This window comes from Sphingomonas sp. GW822-FHT03G08 (assembly GCF_058801135.1).
Window position 1 is genome coordinate 2,853,364 of sequence record NZ_JBXAMZ010000001.1, and the last position, 22,993, is coordinate 2,876,356.

The 22,993-nt window shown below is 68.0% G+C and carries 24 protein-coding genes and 1 tRNA gene; 14 read left to right on the top strand and 11 right to left on the bottom strand.

Translation table 11 applies throughout. The annotated features are described in order from the left end of the window. The first annotated feature begins 15 nt into the window (after window positions 1-15). Window positions 16-924, top strand: coding sequence for a GTPase Era (gene era, locus AC1RJ5_RS13155; protein WP_269573492.1), 909 nt, complete (start codon window positions 16-18; stop codon window positions 922-924). Further along, on the top strand, window positions 921-1,892 hold the full coding sequence (locus tag AC1RJ5_RS13160; protein ID WP_342249646.1) for a nitrilase-related carbon-nitrogen hydrolase: 972 nt from the start codon (window positions 921-923) through the stop codon (window positions 1,890-1,892). Before era ends, AC1RJ5_RS13160 begins: the two co-directional genes overlap by 4 nt. On the opposite strand, the gene AC1RJ5_RS13165 is transcribed toward AC1RJ5_RS13160, so the two are convergent. Both AC1RJ5_RS13165 and AC1RJ5_RS13170 read right to left on the bottom strand, forming a co-directional pair. After that, entirely contained in the window at window positions 1,893-2,591 is a 699-nt protein-coding gene (locus AC1RJ5_RS13165) for an NAD-dependent deacylase (protein ID WP_269573490.1), read from the bottom strand. Between the two features lie 40 nt (window positions 2,592-2,631). After that, the gene (locus AC1RJ5_RS13170) at window positions 2,632-3,108 is read right to left on the bottom strand and encodes a hypothetical protein (RefSeq protein ID WP_493113722.1); all 477 of its coding nucleotides are present in this window, start codon (window positions 3,106-3,108) and stop codon (window positions 2,632-2,634) included. Window positions 3,109-3,221: 113 nt separating this feature from the next. Between AC1RJ5_RS13170 and AC1RJ5_RS13175 the strand changes: the two genes are divergently transcribed. From AC1RJ5_RS13175 to AC1RJ5_RS13190, 4 genes are all read left to right on the top strand, one after another. Continuing rightward, entirely contained in the window at window positions 3,222-3,575 is a 354-nt protein-coding gene (locus AC1RJ5_RS13175) for a hypothetical protein (RefSeq protein WP_342249648.1), read from the top strand. 40 nt (window positions 3,576-3,615) lie between these two features. Then, on the top strand, window positions 3,616-4,344 hold the full coding sequence (gene dapB / locus AC1RJ5_RS13180; RefSeq protein WP_269573487.1) for a 4-hydroxy-tetrahydrodipicolinate reductase: 729 nt from the start codon (window positions 3,616-3,618) through the stop codon (window positions 4,342-4,344). Then, window positions 4,341-5,006, top strand: coding sequence for an endonuclease III (gene nth / locus AC1RJ5_RS13185; RefSeq protein WP_269573486.1), 666 nt, complete (start codon window positions 4,341-4,343; stop codon window positions 5,004-5,006). Before dapB ends, nth begins: the two co-directional genes overlap by 4 nt. 45 nt (window positions 5,007-5,051) lie before the next feature. Then, window positions 5,052-5,128: transfer RNA gene (locus AC1RJ5_RS13190), tRNA-Arg, on the top strand. A gap of 29 nt (window positions 5,129-5,157) precedes the next feature. Here the strand turns inward: AC1RJ5_RS13190 and AC1RJ5_RS13195 are convergent. Next, window positions 5,158-6,240: a sialidase family protein gene (locus tag AC1RJ5_RS13195; RefSeq protein WP_342249678.1), complete on the bottom strand. Its 1,083-nt coding sequence runs from the start codon at window positions 6,238-6,240 to the stop codon at window positions 5,158-5,160. 164 nt (window positions 6,241-6,404) lie between these two features. Here AC1RJ5_RS13195 and AC1RJ5_RS13200 point away from each other — a divergent pair, with 164 nt between their 5' ends. The 4 genes from AC1RJ5_RS13200 to pdeM are packed head-to-tail and all read left to right on the top strand — an operon-like array spanning window position 6,405 to window position 9,459. Then, entirely contained in the window at window positions 6,405-6,839 is a 435-nt protein-coding gene (locus AC1RJ5_RS13200; protein WP_493113726.1) for a hypothetical protein, read from the top strand. 40 nt (window positions 6,840-6,879) lie between these two features. Continuing rightward, window positions 6,880-8,277: a M20/M25/M40 family metallo-hydrolase gene (locus tag AC1RJ5_RS13205; RefSeq protein ID WP_269573483.1), complete on the top strand. Its 1,398-nt coding sequence runs from the start codon at window positions 6,880-6,882 to the stop codon at window positions 8,275-8,277. A 41-nt stretch (window positions 8,278-8,318) separates the two neighbouring features. After that, window positions 8,319-8,765: a hypothetical protein gene (locus AC1RJ5_RS13210; protein ID WP_269573482.1), complete on the top strand. Its 447-nt coding sequence runs from the start codon at window positions 8,319-8,321 to the stop codon at window positions 8,763-8,765. A 31-nt stretch (window positions 8,766-8,796) separates the two neighbouring features. Continuing rightward, the gene (pdeM, locus tag AC1RJ5_RS13215) at window positions 8,797-9,459 is read left to right on the top strand and encodes a ligase-associated DNA damage response endonuclease PdeM (RefSeq protein WP_342249682.1); all 663 of its coding nucleotides are present in this window, start codon (window positions 8,797-8,799) and stop codon (window positions 9,457-9,459) included. On the opposite strand, the gene AC1RJ5_RS13220 is transcribed toward pdeM, so the two are convergent. The 6 genes from AC1RJ5_RS13220 to AC1RJ5_RS13245 all read right to left on the bottom strand — a co-directional run bounded on the left by AC1RJ5_RS13220 (window position 9,456) and on the right by AC1RJ5_RS13245 (window position 15,010). Then, on the bottom strand, window positions 9,456-10,160 hold the full coding sequence (locus tag AC1RJ5_RS13220) for a GIN domain-containing protein (RefSeq protein ID WP_269573480.1): 705 nt from the start codon (window positions 10,158-10,160) through the stop codon (window positions 9,456-9,458). The genes pdeM and AC1RJ5_RS13220 overlap by 4 nt on opposite strands. Before the next feature lie 37 nt (window positions 10,161-10,197). After that, window positions 10,198-10,944, bottom strand: a complete 747-nt coding sequence (locus tag AC1RJ5_RS13225) for a head GIN domain-containing protein (RefSeq protein WP_493113729.1) — start codon at window positions 10,942-10,944, stop codon at window positions 10,198-10,200. A gap of 114 nt (window positions 10,945-11,058) precedes the next feature. Next, window positions 11,059-11,592 carry a CarD family transcriptional regulator gene (locus AC1RJ5_RS13230; protein WP_269573478.1) on the bottom strand — a complete coding sequence of 178 codons (534 nt, stop codon included), beginning with the start codon at window positions 11,590-11,592 and terminating at the stop codon, window positions 11,059-11,061. Window positions 11,593-11,839: 247 nt separating this feature from the next. Beyond that, a complete protein-coding gene (gene fdxA / locus AC1RJ5_RS13235) occupies window positions 11,840-12,178 on the bottom strand; it encodes a ferredoxin FdxA (protein ID WP_269573477.1) in 339 nt (112 codons plus the stop codon). Between the two features lie 59 nt (window positions 12,179-12,237). Further along, window positions 12,238-12,540, bottom strand: a complete 303-nt coding sequence (locus AC1RJ5_RS13240; protein ID WP_184162822.1) for a S4 domain-containing protein — start codon at window positions 12,538-12,540, stop codon at window positions 12,238-12,240. Next, window positions 12,533-15,010 carry a helicase-related protein gene (locus AC1RJ5_RS13245; protein ID WP_493113732.1) on the bottom strand — a complete coding sequence of 826 codons (2,478 nt, stop codon included), beginning with the start codon at window positions 15,008-15,010 and terminating at the stop codon, window positions 12,533-12,535. Before AC1RJ5_RS13245 ends, AC1RJ5_RS13240 begins: the two co-directional genes overlap by 8 nt. Window positions 15,011-15,263: 253 nt before the next feature. Between AC1RJ5_RS13245 and AC1RJ5_RS13250 the strand changes: the two genes are divergently transcribed. From AC1RJ5_RS13250 to AC1RJ5_RS13265, 4 genes are all read left to right on the top strand, one after another. After that, window positions 15,264-16,739, top strand: coding sequence for a M23 family metallopeptidase (locus AC1RJ5_RS13250; protein WP_269573475.1), 1,476 nt, complete (start codon window positions 15,264-15,266; stop codon window positions 16,737-16,739). 325 nt (window positions 16,740-17,064) lie between these two features. Beyond that, the gene (locus tag AC1RJ5_RS13255; protein WP_269573474.1) at window positions 17,065-17,979 is read left to right on the top strand and encodes a sulfite exporter TauE/SafE family protein; all 915 of its coding nucleotides are present in this window, start codon (window positions 17,065-17,067) and stop codon (window positions 17,977-17,979) included. Window positions 17,980-18,014: 35 nt separating this feature from the next. Then, a complete protein-coding gene (locus AC1RJ5_RS13260) occupies window positions 18,015-18,737 on the top strand; it encodes a TIGR02186 family protein (RefSeq protein WP_493114691.1) in 723 nt (240 codons plus the stop codon). Window positions 18,738-18,870: 133 nt separating this feature from the next. Further along, on the top strand, window positions 18,871-20,475 hold the full coding sequence (locus AC1RJ5_RS13265) for an ATP-binding protein (protein WP_493114693.1): 1,605 nt from the start codon (window positions 18,871-18,873) through the stop codon (window positions 20,473-20,475). Between the two features lie 3 nt (window positions 20,476-20,478). On the opposite strand, the gene AC1RJ5_RS13270 is transcribed toward AC1RJ5_RS13265, so the two are convergent. Beyond that, a complete protein-coding gene (locus tag AC1RJ5_RS13270; protein ID WP_493113735.1) occupies window positions 20,479-21,477 on the bottom strand; it encodes a hypothetical protein in 999 nt (332 codons plus the stop codon). Next, window positions 21,474-22,853, bottom strand: a complete 1,380-nt coding sequence (locus AC1RJ5_RS13275) for a glycosyl transferase family protein (RefSeq protein ID WP_493113737.1) — start codon at window positions 22,851-22,853, stop codon at window positions 21,474-21,476. Before AC1RJ5_RS13275 ends, AC1RJ5_RS13270 begins: the two co-directional genes overlap by 4 nt. Window positions 22,854-22,993 lie beyond the last annotated feature (140 nt).

The window sequence follows — 22,993 nt, forward strand, 5'->3', positions numbered from 1 at the left end:
GCATTGGAAAACGATATGACTGATACCCCCGAAACCCAGCACTGCGGCCTGATCGCGATCGTCGGCGCGCCGAACGCCGGCAAGTCCACGCTGGTGAACGCACTGGTCGGCCAGAAGGTCGCGATCGTCAGCCCCAAGGCGCAGACCACGCGCACCCGGGTGATGGGCATCGCGATCGAGGAGGCGACGCAGCTGATCCTGGTCGACACGCCGGGCATCTTCACCCCCGAGCGCCGGCTCGACCGGGCGATGGTCGCCGCCGCCTGGGAAGGCGCCGAGGGTGCGGACCTGATCGCGCTGATCGTCGATGGCAAGGGCGGCATCGGCCCCAAGGTCCAGACCGTGATCGAGAGCCTGAAGGGCCGGCGCGAGCGCAAGATCCTGATCCTCAACAAGGTCGATGTCGCCGACAAGCCGCGCCTGCTCGGCCATGCGGCGAAGCTCAACGAGCTGCTGCCGTTCGACGAGACCTATTTCGTCTCGGCCCAGACCGGCGACGGCGTGCCCGAGCTGAAGGCAGCGCTCGCCGCCGCGATGCCCGAATGCCCCTGGCACTTCCCCGAGGACCAGGTGAGCGACGCCACCGACCGCATGCTCGCCGCCGAAGTGACCCGCGAGCAGCTCTATCTCCAGCTCCACCAGGAGCTGCCCTATTCCTCCGCGATCGAAACCGAGCAGTACAAGGAGCGCGAGGACGGGTCGGTCGAGATCCACCAGCAGATCCTGGTCGAGCGCGAGACCCAGCGCGCGATCGTGCTCGGCAAGGGCGGCACCCGGATCAAGGAAATCGGCGCCCGGGCCCGCGCGGAGCTCTCCCGTCTCATGGGCGTAAAGGTTCATCTCTATCTTCACGTGAAAGTAAGGCCGGAATGGCAGGAAGACCGTTCGCTTTACCGTGAGATCGGGTTGGACTGGGTCGAGTGACGAAGAAGCTCAAGGTCGCCATCGTACAGGATTCGCCGGTTCCCTTCGCCATCGGCGCGGGGCTGGACAGGGCTATCGCGAAAGCACGCGAGGCGATCGAGAAGGGTGCGCGCGTCGTCGCGTTCGGCGAAGGCTTTCTCGGCGGCTATCCGGCCTGGCTCGATCAGGTCGCCCCGGCGCGGCTCTGGGACCATCCCGGCACGCGCGAGTTGCACGGCCTGCTGCTCGACCAGGCGGTCCGCGGCGAGGACCCGCGCTTCCAGCCGCTGCAATGGACCGTGGACATCGCCGATGTGGCCGTCTCGATCGGCGGCTATGAGCGCGTCCGCCAGAGCCTCTACGCTACCCAGTTCCTCTTCCGCCCCAAGGCGCCGGTGCTGCGCCATCGCAAGCTGATCCTCTCGCCGGCCGAGAAGCTGATGCTCGGCCAGGGCGACGGCTCGACCATGGGTCTGCACGAGGCGAAATGGGGCAGGATCGGCCAGCTCGCCTCCACCGAGCACTGGATGCCGCTCGCCCGCGCGGCAATGCATCACGAAGGCGAGACGGTGCACGTCGCCGCCTGGCCCGAAGTGGGCGACATCGCGATGCTCGCCTCGGCCCATTATGCCTTTGAAGGCCGCGCCTTCGTGCTGGCGGCGGGCACCATCCAGTACAAGCAGGAACTGGTCGCCGGCTATGAGAAGGCAGGTGGGGACGGATCGGCGCGCAAGCTGCTCGACCGGCTGCCCGATGGCCAGATCCAGCACGGCCACAGCGCGATCATCGCACCCGACGGCGTGGTGATCGCCCAGGCAGGCACCGCACCCGAGATCCTGATGGCCGAGATCGACCTGGACGAAGTCGGCCGCGGCCTGGCGACGATGGACGTCGATGGCGCCCAGGCGCGGCATGACGTGTTCGAGTTGTCGGTCGATCGCCGCACCCGTGCCGGCATCATCGAGAAGGGCGACAGCGAGGCGGCCTGATCAGGCCAGCATCGCATCCACCCATTCCGGCACCAGCGTACCCGCCGGCCCCAGCCGCGTTTCGCCGAACCAGTGACTGCCGGCGCTCGGGTCGAGGTTGAGTTCCAGTGTCTGCGCCCCGTGATAGCGCGCCGTCTGGACAAACCCTGCCGCCGGATAGACCGCGCCCGACGTGCCGATCGAGACGAACAGGTCCGCATCCGCCAGCGCCGCCTCGATCACGTCCATGTGATAGGGCATCTCTCCGAAGAAGACGATGTCGGGCCGAAGCGCCGGCGTGCCGCAATTGGGGCATTCGGTGCCGGGCGGCAGGCTGTCTTCCCACTCCACATTGTCCCCGCACGCCGCGCACAGCGCCGACTTCAGCTCGCCATGCATGTGGAGCATCCGGTTGGCGCCGGCGCGCTCGTGCAGATCGTCGACATTCTGGGTGACGATCAGCAGCTGCCCGGGCCACTCCGCATCGAGCCGGGCCAGCGCGACATGCGCCGGATTGGGCGCGACCTCGGCAAGCTTGGCCCGCCGCGCATCGTAGAAGCGATGGACCAGCTCGGGATCGTGCGCGAGCGCCTCCGGTGTGCAGACATCCTCCACCCGATGCCCTTCCCATAGCCCGCCAGGGCCTCGGAAAGTGGCGATCCCGCTCTCCGCCGAAAGCCCGGCGCCGGTGAGAATGACGATGTTCTGGATGTCACGCATGACGGCAGGATAGGAGCGAAGTGCCCTGGCCGCTACCGGCTCAGCGCTGGTGCGATGCCTTGAACGTCTCGTCGAGCGCGCGGTGCAACGCAATGGCAGCGGAGCTCCAGCAGCCATAGTCCTGCGGCACCGCCCATGTGCCGGCGCCACTGGTCAGCACCATGATCGGCGTGCCGCCATTGCTGACGATGATATCGCCACGCTTGCCGGCGCGGCAGGCATCAAGGCCCTCTTCCTGCGCGCGGCCATAGGCTTCGCGGATGGCCGAAAGGCGCGCCGCATCGACCTGGCCATGCTCGATCGGACGCACCAGCTTCGGATCGCGGCACACTGCGCGCGCCGCCCGCGGGGTGAGCGTGTAATCTCCCGTGCGCAGATCGACCTGGACATTGCCGGCGGGACACCATTCGGAATGGCCGATAGTAGCGAAGATCGCGGGGATACCAGCGATATAGTCTGCGGGAGCGGGAGCCGGCGACGGCGCCAGGAGGAGCAAAGCTGCGGGAAGTCCCATCATGTGGAAATCCTCCCATCCCCAACCCGATTCGGCAACGCCGCCGCGCGGCCCGATTGTTCCGATCCCGTGCATTTGCCCCAAGCTCGCCGCAAATCGGGGTTTACCTTCCGCCCATGCTCGCAGCTCTCCTTCTCGTCGCCTTCGCTGCGCAGGATCGCGCGCCGATCTTCCCCAGCCCCGATGATGCGGGCGCCGCCGCGATGGTACCGAAACGCCCCTGCCGACCGGGCGGCGATACGATCATCGTGTGCGGCAACGCCAACGGCAGCCGCCTCCCCACACTCGATGAGGCGCGCTGGGCGGAGAAGCCGCTACGCCCGGACTTCCGCCTGCCGGGCGGCGGCAAGGGTACGGTCGAAGCAGTATCCCGCCCGGTCGGGCCGGGCGTCATCGTGCCATCGGTGATGGTCACCGCCACCATCCCGCTCGGCAGGAAGCCGAAAAAGCCGGACGAAGGCGCGCAATAATCCATCGCGCTCAGGGCCAGCCTGTGCCAGAGGGACGGGCATGACCAGCATCGGCATTTACGGCAGCCTCGGCCGGATGGGGCAGGCGATCGCGGCGGTGGCGCCGGAACTGAACGCGAAGGTCGCCGGCGGTGCCGATGCGCAGGACGATCCCGCGGCGATCGCGGCGCGAGCGGACGTGCTGATCGACTTCTCCGCCCCCCAGGCGCTCGAAGCACATCTCGCCGCCGCGCGCGCGGCGGGCAAGCCGATCGTGGTGGGGACTACCGGCCTCTCGCCCCAGCATCACGCGCTGATCGATGAAGCCGCCAGGGACATCGCGGTGCTCCAGACCGGCAACACCTCGCTCGGCATCGGCCTGCTCCAGCGGCTGGTGCGCGAGGCGGCGGCGCAACTCGGGCCCGACTGGGACATCGAGATCGTCGAGATGCATCATCGCCACAAGGTCGATGCGCCCTCGGGCACCGCGCTGATGCTCGGCAAAGCTGCGGCGGCGGGCATGGGTACGACGCTGGCCGAAGCCGAAGTCACCGATCGCGCCGGCACGGTGGGCGCCCGCGCCTCGGGCACGATCGGGCTGGCGAGCCTGCGTGGTGGTTCGGTGGTGGGCGATCACAGCGTGGTGTTCGCCACCCAGGGCGAGCGGATCGAGCTCACGCACCGTGCGGACGACCGCGCGATCTTCGCACGTGGCGCGGTGAAGGCGGCGCTGTGGCTCGCCGGCAAGCCCGCCGGCCGCTATTCGATGGACCAGGTGCTGGGCGGGTGAAGCGCGAAGACGTCTTCGAGTTCTTCTCGCGCCTCGCCGCGGACAATCCGCATCCCGAGACCGAGCTCGAATATGTCAACGACTTCACGCTGCTGGTCGCGGTGGTGCTCTCGGCCCAGGCGACCGATGCCGGGGTGAACAAGGCGACGCGCGCGCTGTTCCGCGAAGTCGATACGCCGGACAAGATGGTCGCGCTCGGCGAGGATGGCCTCAAGCAGCACATCAAGACGATCGGGCTGTTCAACACCAAGGCGAAGAACGTCATCGCCCTGTCCGAAGCGCTGATCCGCGATCACGGCGGCACGGTGCCGGCGGACCGCGATGCGCTGGAGGCGCTTCCGGGCGTCGGCCGCAAGACCGCGAATGTGGTGATGAACACGGCGTTCGGCGCGGAGACCTTCGCCGTCGACACGCATATCTTCCGCGTCGGCAACCGGACCAGGCTTGCGCCGGGCAAAACGGTGCTCGCGGTGGAGAAGAAGCTGGAGAAGGTGGTTCCCCAGCCTTTTCGCCTGCACGCGCATCACTGGCTTATCCTGCACGGCCGCTACACCTGCAAGGCACGCACCCCCGAATGCTGGCGCTGCGTCGTCGAGGACCTTTGTCCCTACAAGCCCAAGACCACCGCGCCAAGGAAGCCGAAGACGGCACCCGCGCATTGAGGGGCTGGCGCCGCCGCAAAGGCTTTGCTAGGCGCCCTGTTCCAGGCACCCGTAGCTCAGCTGGATAGAGCGCTGCCCTCCGAAGGCAGAGGCCACAGGTTCGAATCCTGTCGGGTGCGCCATTTTCTCCGAGAACTGACTCCTTCCGTCGTTAGCCCGTCAGGCGCGCTGGATCGACCACGACGTGGCGAATCCGCCGCCGGTTCCAGGTATAGGTGATGTGCACTAGCCCGTCGGCCGACTGGATCACCGCCGGATAGGCATAGCCATCGGGCAGCGGCTCGGTTTCCAGCGTCAATGCCGGGCTCCAGTGCACGCCGTCGCGCGATATCGCGATGTTGAGCGGGTAGCGCTTGCCCTTGCCGGGCGTCTCGGGCCGATGGGCGGAGTGATTGTAGACGATCAGCTGGCGCCCGTCCTGCAGCGTAACCGCATCGGTCCCCGAATTGGGGTTGGGGAGGTCGACCGCGAACAGCTTGCCCCAGCTCTTGCCGTCATCGGCCGACTGGGTTGCCGCCAGCACGCCCTGGCGGGTGCGGGCGATCGCCTCCAGCTTGCCATCGGGCAGGAACAGGATGCTGGGCTGGATGGCATCGAAACCCGCCTCGGAATCGACGGGAACCGGTGCAGTTGCCGTCCAGCTCCTGCCGGCGTCCTCGCTGCGCTCGAAGTGCAGCTTCCACGCCCAGCTGGTGCCATCCTCGGTGCTCGACGGCGAAAGCCAGGCACCGCTCTTCAGCACCACCGGCTTGTTCTTGATCGGGCCGAGGATGCCATCCGCCAGCCGCCGCGGCTTGCCCCAGCTCCGCCCGCCATCGGTGGAGGTGACGACCATGCCCCACCATGTCTGCGGGCTCGGGCCCAGCTTGTAGTAGAGATGCAGCGGCCCCGCCGGATCCTGGAACAGGACCGGGTTCCAGGTCGGCAGGCGCGTGCCGTCCGGCTGGATGCCATTGGCGACCGATTTCGGCGTCTCCCACCCCTTCGCGCCACGTCGGGCAAACCAGATTTCCACATCCGGATTGCGCTCATGCGTGCCGCCGAACCAGGCGGCGGCGATCGCGCCATCCCGGGTCTGGACGATCGTCGAGGCATGGCTCTGGGGATAGGGCGCGCTCTCATAGATGAACTCGCGCAGCAGCACGGCACCCTGCTGATCAGCCGCTTCCCGGGAAGCGGCGGGAAGCGTCGCTGGAATCGACAGTGCCAGGGCAAGCATCAGGACGCGGATCATCGGGGAACTACCTTTATGCGAGCTACAGGAGGCCTGTTCAGCATGGCACGGCAGCGCGGGGCAAGCCTTTTGGGCTCAATTAATCACATCAATCGGATGGTGAAGTGCAGCGCACGCACGGAACAGGCGCCTACCGCTACGGGTTCTGCCGTGCGGAGGCACATATGGCGACGACGTTGCAGAAAGGGATGATCGCATTTGCCGGGATCGCCGTGATCGGCGGCGGACTGGCGGGTATGGGCCTGGCCAGCTTTGCCCAGAGCGGCGCATTCGAATTCTACAAGCAGACGCTGCCGCCGGCGCAAGGCGATATCGCCGCCGCTCCGGTGCGCGACGGCTATTATTCGGCCGCCAGTCCGGCGCCGGCCTATCCAGAGAATCCCTATCCGCCGCGCCCGCTGACGATTGCCCGACCGGCCGAACCGATCGACTATCAGCGTGCCGGGCGGATCGATCCCGAGCCTGTTGTCGCCGAAGAGCAGGCCGCCTTGCCCGAACCGGGCCCGGTGATCACGCCACGCCGTGGCTCCTGGACGGCACCGATGGAGGACGAGCCCCTTCCCGAGACCGACACCGCTGCGGACGAAGGCGCGTCCTGAGCGGCTTGCCCCGTTTCGTCCACAGGCGTAGCGCTGCCCCATGACCGACTCCACCAAGCCGCTCGACTATGTCGAGGCACATATCGATGACGCCCTGGACCGCCTTTTCGCGCTGATGCGCGTCCCCTCGGTCTCGACCGATCCGGCCTATGCCGAGCAATGCCAGCATGCCGCGCGGCTGCTGTCCGACGAGCTGAACGACCTGGGTTTCACCGCCCGTGTCGCGCCGACGCCCGGGCATCCCATGGTCGTCGCACATCATGACGGCGATGGGCCGCACATCCTGTTCTATGGCCATTACGATGTGCAGCCGGTCGATCCGATCGAGCTGTGGCGGCGCGATCCGTTCGATCCGGTGATCGAGACGCGAGCCGATGGCGCGAAGCAGATCGTCGGCCGCGGCGCGTCGGACGACAAGGGCCAGCTGCGCACCTTTGTCGAGGCATGCCGCGCCTGGAAGGAAACCGAAGGCCGCCTGCCCTGCAAGGTGACGATCCTGTTCGAGGGCGAGGAAGAATCGGGTTCGAAGAGCCTCGAACCCTTCCTCCACGCCAATGCCGAAGAGCTGAAGGCGGACTTCGCGCTGATCTGCGACACGCTGATGTGGGATACCGAGACGCCGGGCCTCACCATCGGCCTGCGCGGCATGGCCGCCGGCCAGGTGACGATCCGTGCGGCATCGCGCGATCTCCATTCGGGCCTCTATGGCGGCGCGGCGCGCAATCCGATCCAGCTGCTCTGCACGATCCTGGGCGAGATGAAGGATGCCGATGGCCGGGTGACGCTGGACGGCTTCTATGACGGCGTGCCCGAGCTCGATCCCGCCGTGCGCCGGAGCTGGGACGCGCTGGGCTTCGATCCGGCCGAGTTCCTCGGTGAGATCGGCCTGAGCGTGCCGGCCGGCGAGAAGGGCCATGACGTGCTCGAGCAGATCTGGTCGCGCCCGACCGCCGAGGTCAACGGCATCTGGGGCGGCTATACCGGCGAGGGCTTCAAGACGGTGATCCCGGCCGAAGCGCACGCAAAGGTGAGCTTCCGCCTGACCGGCAACCAGGACCCGACCAAGGTCTGGGCATCGTTCGAGGAACATGTCCGCTCGCGCCTGCCCGCCGATTGCGCGGTCGAGTTCACCGGCCGCGGCCCGGGCAGCCCGGCCGTCAGCGTTTCCAGCGACAGCCCGCCGCTGGAAGCCACCCGCGCGGCGCTCGATGCCGAATGGGGCAAGGCCGCGCTGATCGGCTGCGGCGGCGGCATCCCGGTGGTCACGTCGATCTCGAAGATCCTCGGCATGGACACAGTGCTGGTCGGCTTCGCGCTGACCGACGACAATATCCATTCGCCCAACGAGAAATACGACCTCAAGAGCTTCCACAAGGGCATCCGCTCCTGGGTGCGCATCCTCGCGAAGATCGGCGAAATGGCAAAGGTGCCGGCCTGATCCCGCTGGCCCGAATCGGCCGGCTGGGCTAGATTCGGGCGATGCGGACAGGGGTTCATATCATCGCGATGATGCTTGGCGGCGCGGCGCTGACGGCGTGCCAGCCCGATGCGGCCAAACCGGTGCAGAAAGCCGAGGCGCATGATGCCCCGGCATCGACACCGGCCGCACTCAAGGTCGCCACCGCGGATGCGCCGCTGCACGACTGGCTGGTCGGCAGCTGGTCGTTCGAGAGCAGCTGCGCCAGCGACTTCATCGCCCACTATGCGGCGGACGGCAGCCTCGACAATAGCGGCGAGATGGGCGGCTGGGCGCTGGCCGGCAACACCGTGACGGAGACGATCCGCGAGCGCTACGACAGCGCGGCAAGCGACGGCGCCGAGAAGGTGAACCCGCCCGAGACCCGCAGCTACACGATCGAGCGCGCCGACAAGGATCACGGCACGATCACCTATCAGGGCCGCAAGGTGCCGATGCTGCGCTGTTGACGGCGCGGCCGCGAGGATCGATAGCGGAGCCATGGTTCCCCTTTCGTTCGCCGGCCATGACCTGATGGCGCTGCCCGAGGGCGCGCTCTACTGGCCGGCGCGCGAGGCGCTGCTGGTGGCCGACCTGCATTTCGAGAAGGGGAGCTGGTTCGCGACGCGCGGGCAGATGCTGCCGCCCTATGATTCGATCGCGACGCTCCACGCGGTGGCGGCGCTGGCCGAGCGCACCCGGGCGCGCGAGCTCTGGTGCCTGGGCGACAGTTTCCATGATTCGGAAGGCTGCGAGCGGCTGCCCGCCGATGCCCGCGCGCTGCTGACCGACCTGACCACCCGGCTCGACTGGCGCTGGATCACCGGCAATCACGATAGCCTGCTGATCGACCCTTTTGGCGGCACGATCCTCGAGGAAGCCGTGGTGGACGGGCTGGTGCTGCGCCACGAAGCCGAGCCGGGCGATCCCCGGCCCGAGCTTTCCGGCCATTTCCATCCCAAGCTGCGCCTTCGGGTACGCGGCCGGCAGGTGGCGCGGCGCTGCTTCGTGGCTTCCGCGACCAAGTTGATCCTGCCGGCATTCGGCGCGCTGACCGGCGGCCTCGACGCGCATCATCCCGAGATCGTCCGCGCGGTGGGCAGCAAGGCCCAGGCGCTGATCGCACTGGAGGACCGGCTGCTGCGCTTCCCGCTCGCCGCCTAGTCGACCCGGGTCGGCTCCAGGTCGGCGCATTCCACAGGCCCCTGGCCGATCACCGTGCATTTGGCGTTGCCTAGCACGCGCACCACACCGCTCGACGTCGCGTTGATCCGGGCATTGTAGCGCACGTTCATCGCCAGCATCCCACTGCTGCCCGAGATGAGCTGGGCATCCGCCGTGGTGAAGCCGGTCGCATCGAGATTGCTCGCGCCATAGAGCCGCACCCGGGTGTGCAGCGCGGTGCCGGCCAGCGTGATCGTCCCCGAACCGGCGAGCGTCACGCCGATATCCTGCGCATCGACGGCGGCGAGCTCGATCCGCCCGTCGCCATTCTGCGACACGTCGAGCCGGTCGCCGCGCATCTCGGCGATCCGCAATTGCGTGCCGCCATTGGTCTGCACCACGCGCAGCCCCGGCACGGTCACGCGGATCCGCGCGCCGCCGGCCAGCTTGCCGGCTGTCGATTCCCAGCTGTTCAGGCCGGAGTTTAGGATCAGCGTGCCCGCCTGGACGCGGACGCCGACCGCGTCGATCGCCGCGCGGTCGCCGCTGATCGTCACGCCGGCCGACCCCGGCACCACCTCCACCGCGAACGGGCCGTCCACGCGGAGCCGATCGAAGCCGGTGACCATGACGACCCGCTCGTCGCCCGGCGCGGTGGCGCCGAGCAGGAGCAGCATTGGAGCGAGGGCGAGCCGGTGCATGGCCCCACCCTCGCGCGGGTTCAACGCCGAGGCAAGCTCAGGAGCAATGCGCCTCGCCCGGACCGGTCGCGCTGATCGCGCATTTGGCGCCGCCGGTCAGATCCACATCGCCAGGGCCCGCGATCGAAATCGATGCGCCGCCACTGACATTGCCCTTCAGGCTGCCCGGCCCGAGGATCGAGATGCTGGCGCTCTTTGCTGCGAATTTCGCTGCGTCGATGTCGCCGGTGCCGCGGATCGAGGCATTCAGCCGGTTGCCGCTTCCCGCAACGGTGATGTTGCCGGTACCGGTGATCGAGAGGTCCGTATCGGTGGCAGCGAGCGCGGCGATGTCGATATCACCGGTGCCGGTGATCGCGCCGTGGAAATCGCCTTCCGCCTTGTCGATCTTGATGTCGCCGGTGCCGGTGAGGTTCACGGCCGTGAGGCTGGGCAGGGTGACGCGCACCTTCACGCCATGATCCTCGTGATTGCCCCACGAGAACCCGTGCCGGTCCTTGCGCGAGACGAGCAGCGTGCCGTTCTCGACCCGGACCACAAGCTGGTCGAGCGCCGCGGTGTCGCCTTCGGCCGAGACGGCGAACTGCGCGCCATTGGTCACGTCGATATCGTCGGGGCCGCGCAGCTCGATCTTGGTGAAGCCGCTCGCATCGTAGCTGCGCTTGGCGATCACCCCGCTCGGCTTGGTATCATGCCCTTCCTTGCCGTCCTTCTCCCAGCTGGCGTGGCAGGCGGCGGTGCCGGTGAGCGGCAACAGGGCCAGGGCGATCAGGGCTGCACGCATCGAAACTTCCTCCCGAAACCATGTGTATTGCACAACCAATACACTATCGATCAGACAAGGAAAAGGGGCGGTTTTCAAGGCCGCCCCTCTCCATGGTTCAATGCCTGAAAGCGATCAGGCCGGAACCTTGTCCTTGTTGTGGATAGCCGCGGCCTTGCGCAGGATATCCAGGATCTTCTCGAGCGCGGCCGGCTCGTCGATCTCTTCCATCGCCGCGAGCTCGCGGGCGAGGCGGCTTGCGGCCGCTTCGAAGATCTGACGTTCCGAATAGCTCTGCTCGGGCTGGTCGTCGGCGCGGAACAGGTCGCGGACCACTTCGGCGATCGACACCAGGTCGCCCGAATTGATCTTCGCTTCATATTCCTGGGCGCGGCGCGACCACATGGTGCGCTTCACCTTGGGCTTGCCCTTGAGCGTGTCGAGCGCTTCCTTGAGCGTCTTGTCGCTCGAAAGCTTGCGCATGCCCACGCTCTCCGCCTTGTTGGTCGGGACGCGCAGGGTCATCTTCTCTTTTTCGAAACGCAGGACATAGAGCTCGAGCTGCATGCCCGCGATTTCAGACTTCTGGAGCTCGATTACACGGCCAACGCCGTGCTTGGGGTAAACGACATAATCGCCGACATCGAAGGACAGCGCCTTAGCAGCCATGTGCGAGGAACCTTTCGTGATAACCGGCCCCGACGGGCTCGGCGTCCACCCCGGCGAATGCAGGGCAGGCAGATCGGGGCGACTTCTCTTTGCTTCTCCGGGCGGAGGTGAGTCTTCCTCCGTCGCGCCCCATTTAACACGCTTGCAATAAAATTACCAGCCAAACGTCACCGTTTGTCTGCGCAAAAATGCGATTTCTCGCAGATTTCTGAGGATTTGGCGGCCGGGGCCGCCAAATCGGGTAAGCCTAGCTGCCCGAACCGGGCTCCGCCGAGAAGAACTGCTCGAACTTGTCCGGCACGTCCTTCATCGCATCCGCATCGGCGGGCACATCGCCCTTCTGCGTGATGTTCGGCCAGGATTCGGAATAGGTCCGGTTCAGCTCAAGCCACTTCTCGAGGCCGTTCTCGGTATCGGGCAGGATCGCCTCGGCCGGGCACTCGGGCTCGCAGACGCCGCAATCAATGCACTCGTTCGGATTGATGACGAGCATGTTCTCGCCCTCGTAGAAGCAATCGACCGGACACACCTCGACACAATCCATGTACTTGCACCGGATGCAATTGTCGGTGACGACATAGGTCATGGAAACGGCCCCTTGGAACGGAAAACTGCCGGTCCTGCTATGCCTGTGGTTTCGCTGCGTCAATCATATGGCGCTTCCTGCGAGACGTTCGCAGCGACACTGAGGTCCTGATAGCAGGCGCGCCCTTCCGCTGGCGGGCCGCGCCGGGAGGGCAGTTGCTCCACCCGGACGACACGCACCTTGCCGTAGAGCGGAAAGGCGATGACGCAGCCGACACGCACACAGGCGGAGCTGCGCTCGATCCGACGCCCGTCGATGCGCAGCGTGCCCTTCTCGGCGATCGCCTGTGCCGCCGAGCGGGTGCCGGCGAGGCGCGCCCACCACAGGAAGCGATCGACCCGCATGGTGCCCGCATCAGCCATGCTTGAGCTCCGCGAGCACGGCAAAGGCGTTGTCGCGCGGCGGCGCCTTGGGCTTGGGCGGTGCGACCAGCCCCTGCCAGATCCAGCGCTGCGGCTCGCCTTCCGGACCACGCGCCGTCCGGAAGCCGAGCTGCGCCATCAGCCGGCCGAGCGTTTCCGCAGTGAGGCCCATCGACGTGGCAAGCGCCGGATCGGGCGCGAAGGGCTTGCGCCCCTTGCGGCTGTCATGCGCGGCACGGGCGATGCGCTCGACCAGATCGACGCGGACGGCCTGGGCGCCGAGCGGGCGATAGCCATGGACGAGATCGGCGCCGGGCGCGGTGCGCGGCAGCACCGCCGCGCCGTCGCGTGGGGCATCGGCCAGGCCCATCAGCTCGCGGCGCCGGGCGGCCGAGCCGGGCTTGAGCAGGGCCGGCGCGAAGATGTCGAGCGTGCCGATCGTGACGCCGATCTTGCGCAGCCGCTGGCGCGCCGGCGGATCGAGCGCCTCCACCAGCTGAGCCGCGGCACGGCGCGGGAGCAGGCCGCCAGCCTCCAGCAGCGCATTGGCGAGGGCGCGGAGCGGCGAGCCGGCCTGCGGATCGCGCGTGACTTCGTCGAGCTTGCCGAGCACGGTCAGGCGCTTGCCGATCTGCTCCGCGAACCAGCGATCGAGGCGTGCCTGAACGGCGGCCCTTGCTTGCGGGTCGAGCACATCAAGCGAACGGTCGAGCCGGATGCGCGGTCGGGCGATATTGGCACCGGGCTCCAGCGTCGCCACCCCGACGCCGCTCCAGGCAAGCACCGAACCGGCGAGCGTGATTGCGCCATCCTCCGCCTCGGCCAGCGCCGCGCCACGCTTCCTGAACTCGCCGCCCAGCCGTTTCTCCGCCGCCGCGAGCAGCATGCGCTTGTCGGCCGCCCGCGCCTCGGGCGCGACAGTGAAGCGGAAGCCGGTGAGCGTGCCCAGCGCATGCTCCTCGACGCTCACTTCGCCCTCTGGCCCGATCGTCACCGGCAGGTTCGAGGCATCGGCGCCGATCTGGCGGAGCAGCACCGTGGTGCGCTTGTCGACAAAGCGCTGGGTGAGGCTGGCATGGAGCGCATCCGAGAGCTTCTCCTCCACCGCGCGGGTGCGCTCGGCCCAGTGGATCGGATCCTCCAGCCAGTCGGCGCGGTGGGCGATATAGGCCCAACTCCGCGCCGCCGCGATGCGCCCCGCCAGCGTTTCGACATCGCCGCCCATATTGTCGAGCCGCTGGATCTCGTCGGCGAACCACTGGTGCGGGACATGGCCGCGCCCCTCGGACAGATGCCCGAACAACCGGCCGACGAAGCGGCTGTGCGGCTCGGCACCGAGCTTGCGGAAATCGGGCAGGCCGCAGGCCGCCCAGAGCCGCCTGACCATCGCCGGCGCGCGCACCCGCTGGCGCACCCAATCCTCTTCGGACAGCCGCTTGAGCACGGCCAGGTCCACCGCTTCGGGCGCGGCGCGCAGCACTTCGCTGGTCGGTTTCGCCTCGAGGCTGGCGATCAGCGCCTCGACGCTGGCGAAGTCGGGCTCGCCCTGGCGCCAGAACAGCTTCTCGAGCGGCGGCACCCGGTGCGCCTCGATCGCGAGCACTTCCTCGGGAGTGAAGGCATTGGGGCCGTCGTCGTGGAGTGCGCCGAAGGTACCGTCGCGCTGGTGGCGCCCCGCGCGCCCGGCGATCTGCGCCATCTCCGCCACGGTCAGCCGGCGCTGGCGGCGGCCGTCGAACTTGGTGAGCGAGGCGAAGGCGACATGGTGGACGTCCATGTTGAGCCCCATGCCGATCGCATCGGTGGCGACGAGATAGTCGACTTCGCCCGCCTGGAACATCGCGACCTGGGCGTTGCGGGTGCGGGGGGACAAGGCTCCCATCACCACCGCCGCACCGCCGCGCAGGCGGCGCAGCGCCTCGGCCACCGCATAGACTTCCTCGGCGCTGAACGCGACGATCGCGCTGCGCCGGGGGAGGCGCGACAGCTTCTTGGCGCCGGCATAGCTGAGCGTCGAGAAGCGCGGCCGGCCGATAATCTCGGCATCGGGCACCAGCGCCTTGAGCATCGGTTTCAGGCTGTCCGAGCCGAGGATCATGGTTTCCGCAAAGCCGCGGGCGCGCAGCAGCCGATCGGTGAAGACATGGCCGCGCTCGGGGTCGGCGCCGAGCTGCGCCTCGTCCAGCCCGACGAACGCCACCTCGCGCTCCAGCGGCATCGATTCCGCCGTGCACAGGAACCAGCGCGCCTTGGGCGGGCAGATCTTCTCCTCGCCGGTGATCAGCGCCACCTCGGCATCGCTGCCCTTCATTTTCACAACGCGATCATAGACTTCGCGGGCGAGCAGGCGCAGCGGGAAGCCGATCATGCCGCTGGCATGACCCGCCATCCGCTCGACTGCGAGATGCGTCTTGCCGGTGTTGGTGGGGCCCAGCACGGCAGTGATCGGAGAACGCGCGAAACGACTCATTGCGGCCCCCAAGATCGTTCCGAGTCGCCCCTTAAGCAACTCCCCCGAGTTTGCGAATCGCCTTAACCATGTTGGAAACACTGGCGATTATAGTGAATGCCTCGCTTCATCCGCGCGGCGCCACAGCTCGCCGCACGATGCGGCCCCCAACAGGGTACTTAATTTGACTTTAAGTCCTGCCTTGCACACTGATTTCGTCGGTAGCCGGGGGTTTACGGCACGACATCGACGACCTTTTGGGGGGCGTTACGCCTTGTACCTGCGTAGTGACCATGGAGAGGGCCTGACCGGCGGCGGCGCATCCGCGCTTGCCAAGGCACCCGCACATGGCTTCGCAGCACGGTTGAGCGAGAAGCTCGCCGACTTCGAATTCGCCCCCGATCTCGGCTCGCGCATCGGCTCGCTGACCTGGTATCGCGGCGCCGCGACCTGCGTCGCCCTGATCACCGCGACGCTGCTGCTGGCCCCCGGCTTCGAGAACCCGATCTACGGTTCGGTCCCCGCCCCGGTCTCCGGCGCGGAGTTCGAGGCGACCCAGGCCCAGGCGATCAAGCCGCTAGGCATGGGCTCGACCACCGGCACGCGCATGGCCGCGACCGGGCTGGTCGCCCCGCTGACCGATACGCCCGAACGCCCGATCATCGAGCTCGACACCAAATATACCGGCTCGCTGCTCGGCTCGCTGCTGCGCTCCGGCGTGGGCAAGACCGACGCCAACATGGTCGAGCAGCTCGTCACCAAGGCGGTGGCCAGCGGCGACCTGCAACCCGGCACGATGCTCGACCTGACGCTGGGCCGCCGCACCGACAAGTCGCAGCCGCGCCCGCTCGAGAAGCTGGCGATGCGCGCGCGCTTCGACCTGGCGATCGAAGTCGCCCGCAACGGTGGCGCGCTCAGCCTCAAGCAGATCCCGATCGCGATCGACCGCACGCCGCTGCGCATCCAGGGCACGATCGGCTCGTCGCTCTATCGCTCGGCCCGCGCCGCCGGCGCCCCGGCCAAGGCGGTGGAGAGCTATATCAAGACGCTGGCGACGCGCACCGCGGTGTCGCGGCTCGGTTCGGACTGCAAGTTCGACATCATCGTCGGCCAGGCCCGCGCCGCGACCGGCGAGGTCCAGCTCGGCAGCCTGATGTATGCCGGCGTGAACGGCTGCGCCAGCAAGGTGCAGCTCGCGCCGTTCGAGCAGGGCGGCAAGACCAGCTGGTTCGACGGCGCCGGCAAGGGCAACTCGACCGGCGCGATGGCGATGCCGGCCAATGGCCGCTTCTCCTCGGGCTTCGGCATGCGCCGCCACCCGATCCTGGGCTATACCCGCATGCACAAGGGCGTGGACATCGCCGCACCCTGGGGCTCGCCGGTGTTCGCCGCGAGCGACGGCGTCGTCCAGGTTGCCGGGCGCAGCAGCGGCTATGGCAACTTCATCAAGATCGGCCACGGCAATGGCTATGGCACCGGCTATGGCCATCTGAGCCGCATCTATGTCCGCAATGGCGAGCGTGTCCGCCGCGGCCAGCGGATCGGCGCGGTGGGCAATACCGGCCTGTCGACCGGCCCGCACCTCCATTACGAGCTCTATCGCAACGGCGTGGCGGTGAACCCGCGCTCGGTGTCGTTCACCTCGACCCAGCAACTCACCGGCGGCGACCTTGGCGAGTTCAAGGCACAGCTCGGCCGCCTGCTCGCGGTGCCCGTGGGGCATGGCGCGGTGAAGGACGCCGAAGACTGAGGAGGCGCCGGCGTCCGGCCAATGCCGGCGTCCCGCGCGTTCCAACAGCGGATCCGGGAAAACTCGCGAAAGTACACGAAGTACAGGCCAAGAGCGGGTTTTAGCCGCCGGAATTTTGACCTTCCCGACGGAAACGCGCCGCATCCCGTAACATTGTTGCGCGCGCGTGATCCTATTTTCCCTACAGGTTGAAGGAGCGGCCGGGTGGCGGCCCGGCAGCGCGAGCCAAGCAGGCGAAATCCTACATTGCAACCGCGCCGATCCTCCGGACGCGGATCGAGATGGCTTTTGCACTGCACCGCAAACGCGGTATCGCTGGCGCACAATGGATCTCTACCTCCCGATCGCCAACCTGTCGGTCAATGCGCTGGTCATCGTCGCGCTCGGCTTCGGTGTCGGGCTGCTTTCGGGCATGTTCGGCGTGGGCGGCGGATTCCTGACCACGCCGCTGCTGATCTTCTACGGTATTCCGCCCACCGTCGCTGCCGCCTCTGCCGCGAGCCAGGTGACCGGTGCCAGCGTCTCGGGCGTGCTCGCCCATTTCCGGCGCGGCGGGGTGGACGTGCATATGGGCGCGGTGCTGGTGGTGGGCGGCGTGATCGGCAGCATCGCCGGCGCGGGGCTGTTCACCCTGCTCCAGAAAAGCGGCCAGATCGATGTGGTGATCGGCATACTCTATGTGCTGATGCTCGGCTCGATCGGCGGGTTGATGCTGCACGAATCGGTGCAGGCGATCCGGGTGACGCGCGGCGCCCGGCCGCCGCGCGCGCGCAAGCGCCGCCACCATCCGCTCGTCGCGATGCTCCCCCTGCGCTGGCGCTTCTATTCCTCCGGCCTCTACATCTCGCCGCTCGCGCCGCTGCTGCTCGGCTTCTTCACCGGCATCCTTACCGTGCTGCTCGGCGTCGGCGGCGGATTCATCCTGGTGCCGGCGATGCTCTACCTGCTCGGCATGGGCACCCAGGTCGTGGTCGGTACCTCGCTGTTCCAGATCCTGTTCGTCACCGCCGCGGCGACCATGGTCCACGCGACCACCACCAAGGCGGTGGACATCGTCCTCGCCGCCCTGCTCCTCCTCGGCTCGGTGATCGGCGCGCAGATGGGTGCGCGCTTCGCGCTGGCGGTGAAGCCCGAATATCTGCGCTTCATCCTTGCGGTGATCGTGCTGCTGGTGGCGATCCGCATGCTGCTCGGCCTCGCCTGGCAGCCGGACGAGATCTACTCGGTCGAGCTGCTGTGAGGCGATTGCTCCTCCTGGCACTCGCGCCGCTGCTGATGGGCCAGGCCAAGCCCAGGCTGGTGCCCGATGTTTCGCAGCGCGATATCGAGATCGCCTATTCGTTCACCGGTGCCGAGCTGCTGCTGTTCGGTGCGATCCTCTATCCCGGCGGCCGCGCGCCGGGGCAGGACGAGAAGCCGGCCGACATCGTCGTGGTGGTGAAGGGTCCCACCCAATCGGTGCAGGTGCGCGAGAAGGAAAAGGTGGCCGGCATCTGGGTGAATGCCGAACGCATGCGCTATCGTTCGGCCCCGAGCTTCTACGCCATCGCCTCGTCGCGGCCGATCGACAGGATCGTCGATGAGCGCACGCGCGCGATCTACGAACTCGGCGTCGAGAGCCTGCAGCTCTCCCCGGCATCCAGCGCCGCCCCCGAAGTCCAGACGCGCTTCGACAAGGGACTGGAGGACCTGCGCGCGCGGGCCGGCCTCTATTACCAGGCGCCCGGTGCGGTGGAGATCACCGACGGCGTGCTCTACCGCGCCCGGCTCAAGATCCCGGCGCGCGTGCCGATCGGCAAGTTCACCGCCGAGACCTTCCTGATTCGCGACGGCCGCGTGCTCGCCGCCGCGGTGCGCCCCATCGAAATCCGCAAATCCGGCTTCGAGCGCTTCGTCGCCCATTCGGCAGATCACTATTCGGTGCTCTACGGCATCGTCGCCGTCGCCCTCTCCATCCTGTTCGGCTGGGGCGCCGGGGCGGTGTGGAAACGCTTCTGAAAGCTTCGGGACTCACCCAATATTTACCTCCCCGCGCGCATAGTTGGGAGCGGTAACGGGGAGCAGCCGAATGGACGGCCAGTTTGGCGCGCGCGGGTTCGATGGCGCGGCGTCGGTTTCATCTTCCGAGGGCATGCCCTCGCGGGCGCCGGTCGAGCCGATCGGCGCGGTGCTCGAGATCGCCGGCTCGTCGAGCCAGGTGCTGATCGATCCCGAAGCGCTGCACGCGCTCGAAGGCAATCCCGATCCCACCGTCGCCAATGCCGGCCAGGTCGGCAGCCAGGTGAAGGTGCGTGTCAGCGCGACCTGGCTGATCGCGAACGTCCGCTCGCTCAAGCTGCAGGGCGACCACATCGCCGCCTATATCGACTTCCTCGGCGAGGGGGACGAGGAGCGGCTGACCGGCAAGCTCTACAAGTTCCGCCGCGGCGTGACGCGCTACCCGACCCCGGGCGCACCCGTCTTCCCGGTCTCGACCGCCGACCTTAAGCAGATCTACGCCGCCGAGGACCGTGCCCATATCGAGATCGGCAATGTCTATCCGACCAAGGATATCCGCGCCGCGCTCTATGTCGATTCGATGCTCGGCAAGCATTTCGCGCTGCTCGGCTCGACCGGTACCGGCAAGTCGACCGCGGCCGCGTTGATCCTCCACCGCATCTGCGAGCTCGCGCCGCAGGGCCATGTCGTGATGGTCGATCCGCACGGCGAATATGCCAGCGCGTTCAAGGCCACCGGCGCGCTCTACGACGTCAGCAACCTGCAGATGCCGTACTGGCTGATGAACTTCGAGGAGCATTGCGAAGTGTTCCTGACCAGCTCCGGCTCCGACCGGCAGATGGACGCGGACATCCTTGCCAAGTGCGTGCTCGCCGCCAAGCAGAAGAACCGGCTGGCCGCCGAGATCGGCAAGCTCACCGTCGATGCGCCGATCCCCTATCTGCTGAGCGACCTGACCCAGATCCTGCAGCTCGAGATGGGCAAGATGGACAAGGCGACCGACACGGCGCCGTTCCTGCGCATCCGCTCCAAGATCGACGAGATCAAGGGCGACCCGCGCTACGCCTTCATGTTCTCGGGCATGCTGGTGGCGGACACGATGGCGAGCTTCCTGGCGCGCGTCTTCCGCCTGCCGGGCGACGGCAAGCCGATCTCGATCATCGACGTGTCGGGCGTGCCGAGCGAAATCACGTCGGTGGTGGTCGCGGTGCTCAGCCGGATGGTCTTCGACTTCGCGATCTGGTCGCGCGGCGAGAGCAAGCGGCCGATCCTGCTCGTCTGCGAGGAAGCGCACCGCTATGTCCCCAACGAGCGCAATGCCGATGGCTCCTCGGTCGGCCGCATCCTCAGCCGTATCGCCAAGGAAGGCCGTAAATATGGCGTGTCGCTGGGCCTGATCACCCAGCGCCCGTCGGACCTGGCCGAAGGCGTGCTTTCCCAGTGCGGCACGATCCTGTCGATGCGCCTGAACAACGAGCGCGACCAGGCCTTTGTGAAAGCGGCGATGCCCGAAGGCGCGCGCGGTTTCCTCGATTCGATCCCGGCGCTCCGGAATCGGGAATGCATCGCGGTGGGCGAAGGCGTCGCGACGCCGATCCGCCTGCTGTTCGACAGCCTCGAGGACAACAAGCGCCCGGCTTCGGACGATCCGCTGTTCTCCGAACTGTGGCGCGATACCGGCGGCGAGGAGCAGATCCTCGAGCGCACGATCCGGCGCTGGCGCGCCCAGGGGAAGTAAGCCTCAGAAGTCGGCACCCAAGGTGAGCGCGAGACCGGATCCCGGCCTTGCCTCGCCCGCCACGCGCTGGCGCCAGTCGAGCGCCAGCCGCAGGTTGCGCACGGCCAGCGTCGCCGAGGGGCCAATATCGAGCCGCCGCGCATCGCGCTGCGCCGCGCCCCAGGCACCGGCGCCCAGCCCCAGCCGCACGGGCCCGCTCGTCTCGACCGTTCGCGTGCCGCGCGCGGCACCATCGGCATAGGGATCGGCGCGCCGCCGCAGCACCGCGCCGGCCTGGCCATAGGCTTCCAGCCGGAAGCCGCGCCATTCGGTATCCAAGCCGGTAATCAGGCCGAGCCCGGTGCCGCCCGGATTGCCCTCGAGCCCGAAACGACGTTCGGCGATCAGCCGCACCGGCGCGCGTGACGGCTGCCATTCGAGACCCAGCGCCGCTTCGCGTCCGCTGCCGGACAGAGGCGTGGTGATCCGGCCATAGGCAGCGAGGCGATGCCGCGGCGATACCAGCCACGCGACCCGCGCACCCGCCTGCCCGCCGCCGATCTGCCCGCCGGGGGCCGCGCCGCTGCCGCCCGCGCCGCGCGCTACCATCCACGCACTCAGCGACCAGCGATCGGGCAGAGGATCGAGGCGCTCGGGGGCGGCCGCGACGCTTGCCACGGAGCGGCCCGGCAGGGTGAGGAGCGGCGGCGGGACCGCATAGGCCTCGCCATATTGGGCAAGCGCCATCAGCGCGAGCTGCACCCTGGGGTTATCGTCCCCCAGAGGCGTGCGATATGCCGGCAGGGGTGCTGTTATTGCCGGACGCAGCGACACCTCGAAATGCCGGGCGGTCGGCTTGGGTACCATGGGAGCGCCGGCGGGGGCGGCACGCGCGATCGGGATTGCCGCCTCGATCGCCGCCGGCAAGGACCCGGTCTGCGGCCACAGGATCGCAACGCGCGCGCCCACCCAGGCGACCGCTACCATCGCCAGGAAGCGCAGCGGCCGGCCCCGGCCGTTCATCCGCCGCTGGCCGGGGCGAGATCGGGAAACTGGTGCGCGGTCTTGTCCCAGCGCGGCGGTGCCCCGCGCAGCATCCGCACATAGGCGAACAGCGCCCGCCGTGCCGCGAGCAACGCGACCGCGTTGCTCGTCAGCACCCGTGGCATCGACCACAGCGCCTCGCACCAGCCATAGGCCCGCCGGACAAAGGCGGCGCGTACCGCAAGCCGCCAGACCAGCAGCGCGAGGTTCACCCACAGAACCGCCTGCATCAGCACGGAAGGCGTAACCGGCGTGGTGCCCGCCAGCAGATGCCCGCCAAGCGAGGCTGCCCAGCCTAGGATCGAGAGATAGGCGAGCGCCAGTACCGGTATTTCCAGCGTTGCCCGCCGGTCGCGCATCCGCATCCAGTTGTCGCCGATCTGGCGCCAGCCGCCCCAGCCGGTGCGGTCCCAGCCGGCCAGGGCGATCCCGATCATCCAGCGCGACTTCTGGCGCACGGCCGCATCGAGCGTGGCCGGGAAATAGGCCCGCACCGCAACCAGCGGACCGCCCGGTGCCTCGGCGATCCGGAGCAGATGCGCCGGCGCGCCCATCGCCGCGAGGGTGAGGCCGAGCTCGTAATCCTCGACCAGGCTCTCGGCATCGAACGGCCCGCCACCGCGCAGATCCGCCAGCCGCGCCAGCATGTCGCGCCGGATCGCGCAGCCCACCCCGGCAAAGGGCAGGCCCGCACCCACGGTCTGCCGCACGACCAGCGCCCGGCCATGGGCTTCCGCGAATTCGTCCAGGTAATGCCCGGCGAAGAAGCGCGAATGGGCGTGCGCCAGCGGCAGCACGGGCAGCTGCACGGCGGCATGCGCGATCAGCCCATGCGCATAGGCGCGCAACTCGAGTGGATGGACGACATCCTCGGCATCGTGGAGCACGATCGCGCTGGCGGTGAAACCCTCGGCTTCCTCGTCCCGCAGCAGGGCCCGCCACAGGGTGTTGAGGCAATCCGCCTTGGTCGTCCCCCCCGGCCGCGGGCCGATCACCAGCCGGATGCGCGCATCCTCGAGCGCGACGCCGGCGACTGCCGCGATCGTCGCCGGATCATTGGGATAGGCGCCGACATAGATCCGGTAATCGGGATGATCGAAGCGCGCGAGCGCCGCCCGCAGCATCGCCCCGATCACTGCCGCTTCATCCCAGGCCGGCACGAAAACCACGATCCGCCCCGGTGGCACCGGCCCGCCCAGCGCGGGAAGCCTCGCCGGGGGTCCCCGCAGGCGCTGCGCGAGATAGATCAGGTCGACGAGCAGGTCATCGAGGCCGCCCACCACGAACCATAGCGCAGCGAACAATGTCGTCTCACGCGCGACCGCATCGATCGCAATGAGCAGCCCTTCCCCCACCGGCGCAGTATCCCCCTCCGATTCGGACGGGGAATTTAGCCGTGCCGCCCTCGGAACGATCAAGGGCAATGGTGCATTTCCCTCCGAAACGGAGGCGGTTAATTCGTCGCTGGACTTGGCAAGGGTCACGGCTATCGTGC

Coding starts and splice junctions, on each gene's coding strand:
- era (WP_269573492.1), top strand. CDS start 16: ATGACTGATACCCCCGAAACCCAGCACTGCGGCCTGATCGCGATCGTC.
- AC1RJ5_RS13165 (WP_269573490.1), bottom strand. CDS start 2,591: ATGCGTGACATCCAGAACATCGTCATTCTCACCGGCGCCGGGCTTTCG.
- AC1RJ5_RS13170 (WP_493113722.1), bottom strand. CDS start 3,108: ATGATGGGACTTCCCGCAGCTTTGCTCCTCCTGGCGCCGTCGCCGGCT.
- AC1RJ5_RS13175 (WP_342249648.1), top strand. CDS start 3,222: ATGCTCGCAGCTCTCCTTCTCGTCGCCTTCGCTGCGCAGGATCGCGCG.
- dapB (WP_269573487.1), top strand. CDS start 3,616: ATGACCAGCATCGGCATTTACGGCAGCCTCGGCCGGATGGGGCAGGCG.
- AC1RJ5_RS13195 (WP_342249678.1), bottom strand. CDS start 6,240: ATGATCCGCGTCCTGATGCTTGCCCTGGCACTGTCGATTCCAGCGACG.
- AC1RJ5_RS13200 (WP_493113726.1), top strand. CDS start 6,405: ATGGCGACGACGTTGCAGAAAGGGATGATCGCATTTGCCGGGATCGCC.
- AC1RJ5_RS13205 (WP_269573483.1), top strand. CDS start 6,880: ATGACCGACTCCACCAAGCCGCTCGACTATGTCGAGGCACATATCGAT.
- AC1RJ5_RS13210 (WP_269573482.1), top strand. CDS start 8,319: ATGCGGACAGGGGTTCATATCATCGCGATGATGCTTGGCGGCGCGGCG.
- pdeM (WP_342249682.1), top strand. CDS start 8,797: ATGGTTCCCCTTTCGTTCGCCGGCCATGACCTGATGGCGCTGCCCGAG.
- AC1RJ5_RS13220 (WP_269573480.1), bottom strand. CDS start 10,160: ATGCACCGGCTCGCCCTCGCTCCAATGCTGCTCCTGCTCGGCGCCACC.
- AC1RJ5_RS13225 (WP_493113729.1), bottom strand. CDS start 10,944: ATGCGTGCAGCCCTGATCGCCCTGGCCCTGTTGCCGCTCACCGGCACC.
- AC1RJ5_RS13230 (WP_269573478.1), bottom strand. CDS start 11,592: ATGGCTGCTAAGGCGCTGTCCTTCGATGTCGGCGATTATGTCGTTTAC.
- fdxA (WP_269573477.1), bottom strand. CDS start 12,178: ATGACCTATGTCGTCACCGACAATTGCATCCGGTGCAAGTACATGGAT.
- AC1RJ5_RS13240 (WP_184162822.1), bottom strand. CDS start 12,540: ATGGCTGATGCGGGCACCATGCGGGTCGATCGCTTCCTGTGGTGGGCG.
- AC1RJ5_RS13245 (WP_493113732.1), bottom strand. CDS start 15,010: ATGAGTCGTTTCGCGCGTTCTCCGATCACTGCCGTGCTGGGCCCCACC.
- AC1RJ5_RS13255 (WP_269573474.1), top strand. CDS start 17,065: ATGGATCTCTACCTCCCGATCGCCAACCTGTCGGTCAATGCGCTGGTC.
- AC1RJ5_RS13260 (WP_493114691.1), top strand. CDS start 18,015: ATGGGCCAGGCCAAGCCCAGGCTGGTGCCCGATGTTTCGCAGCGCGAT.
- AC1RJ5_RS13265 (WP_493114693.1), top strand. CDS start 18,871: ATGCCCTCGCGGGCGCCGGTCGAGCCGATCGGCGCGGTGCTCGAGATC.
- AC1RJ5_RS13270 (WP_493113735.1), bottom strand. CDS start 21,477: ATGAACGGCCGGGGCCGGCCGCTGCGCTTCCTGGCGATGGTAGCGGTC.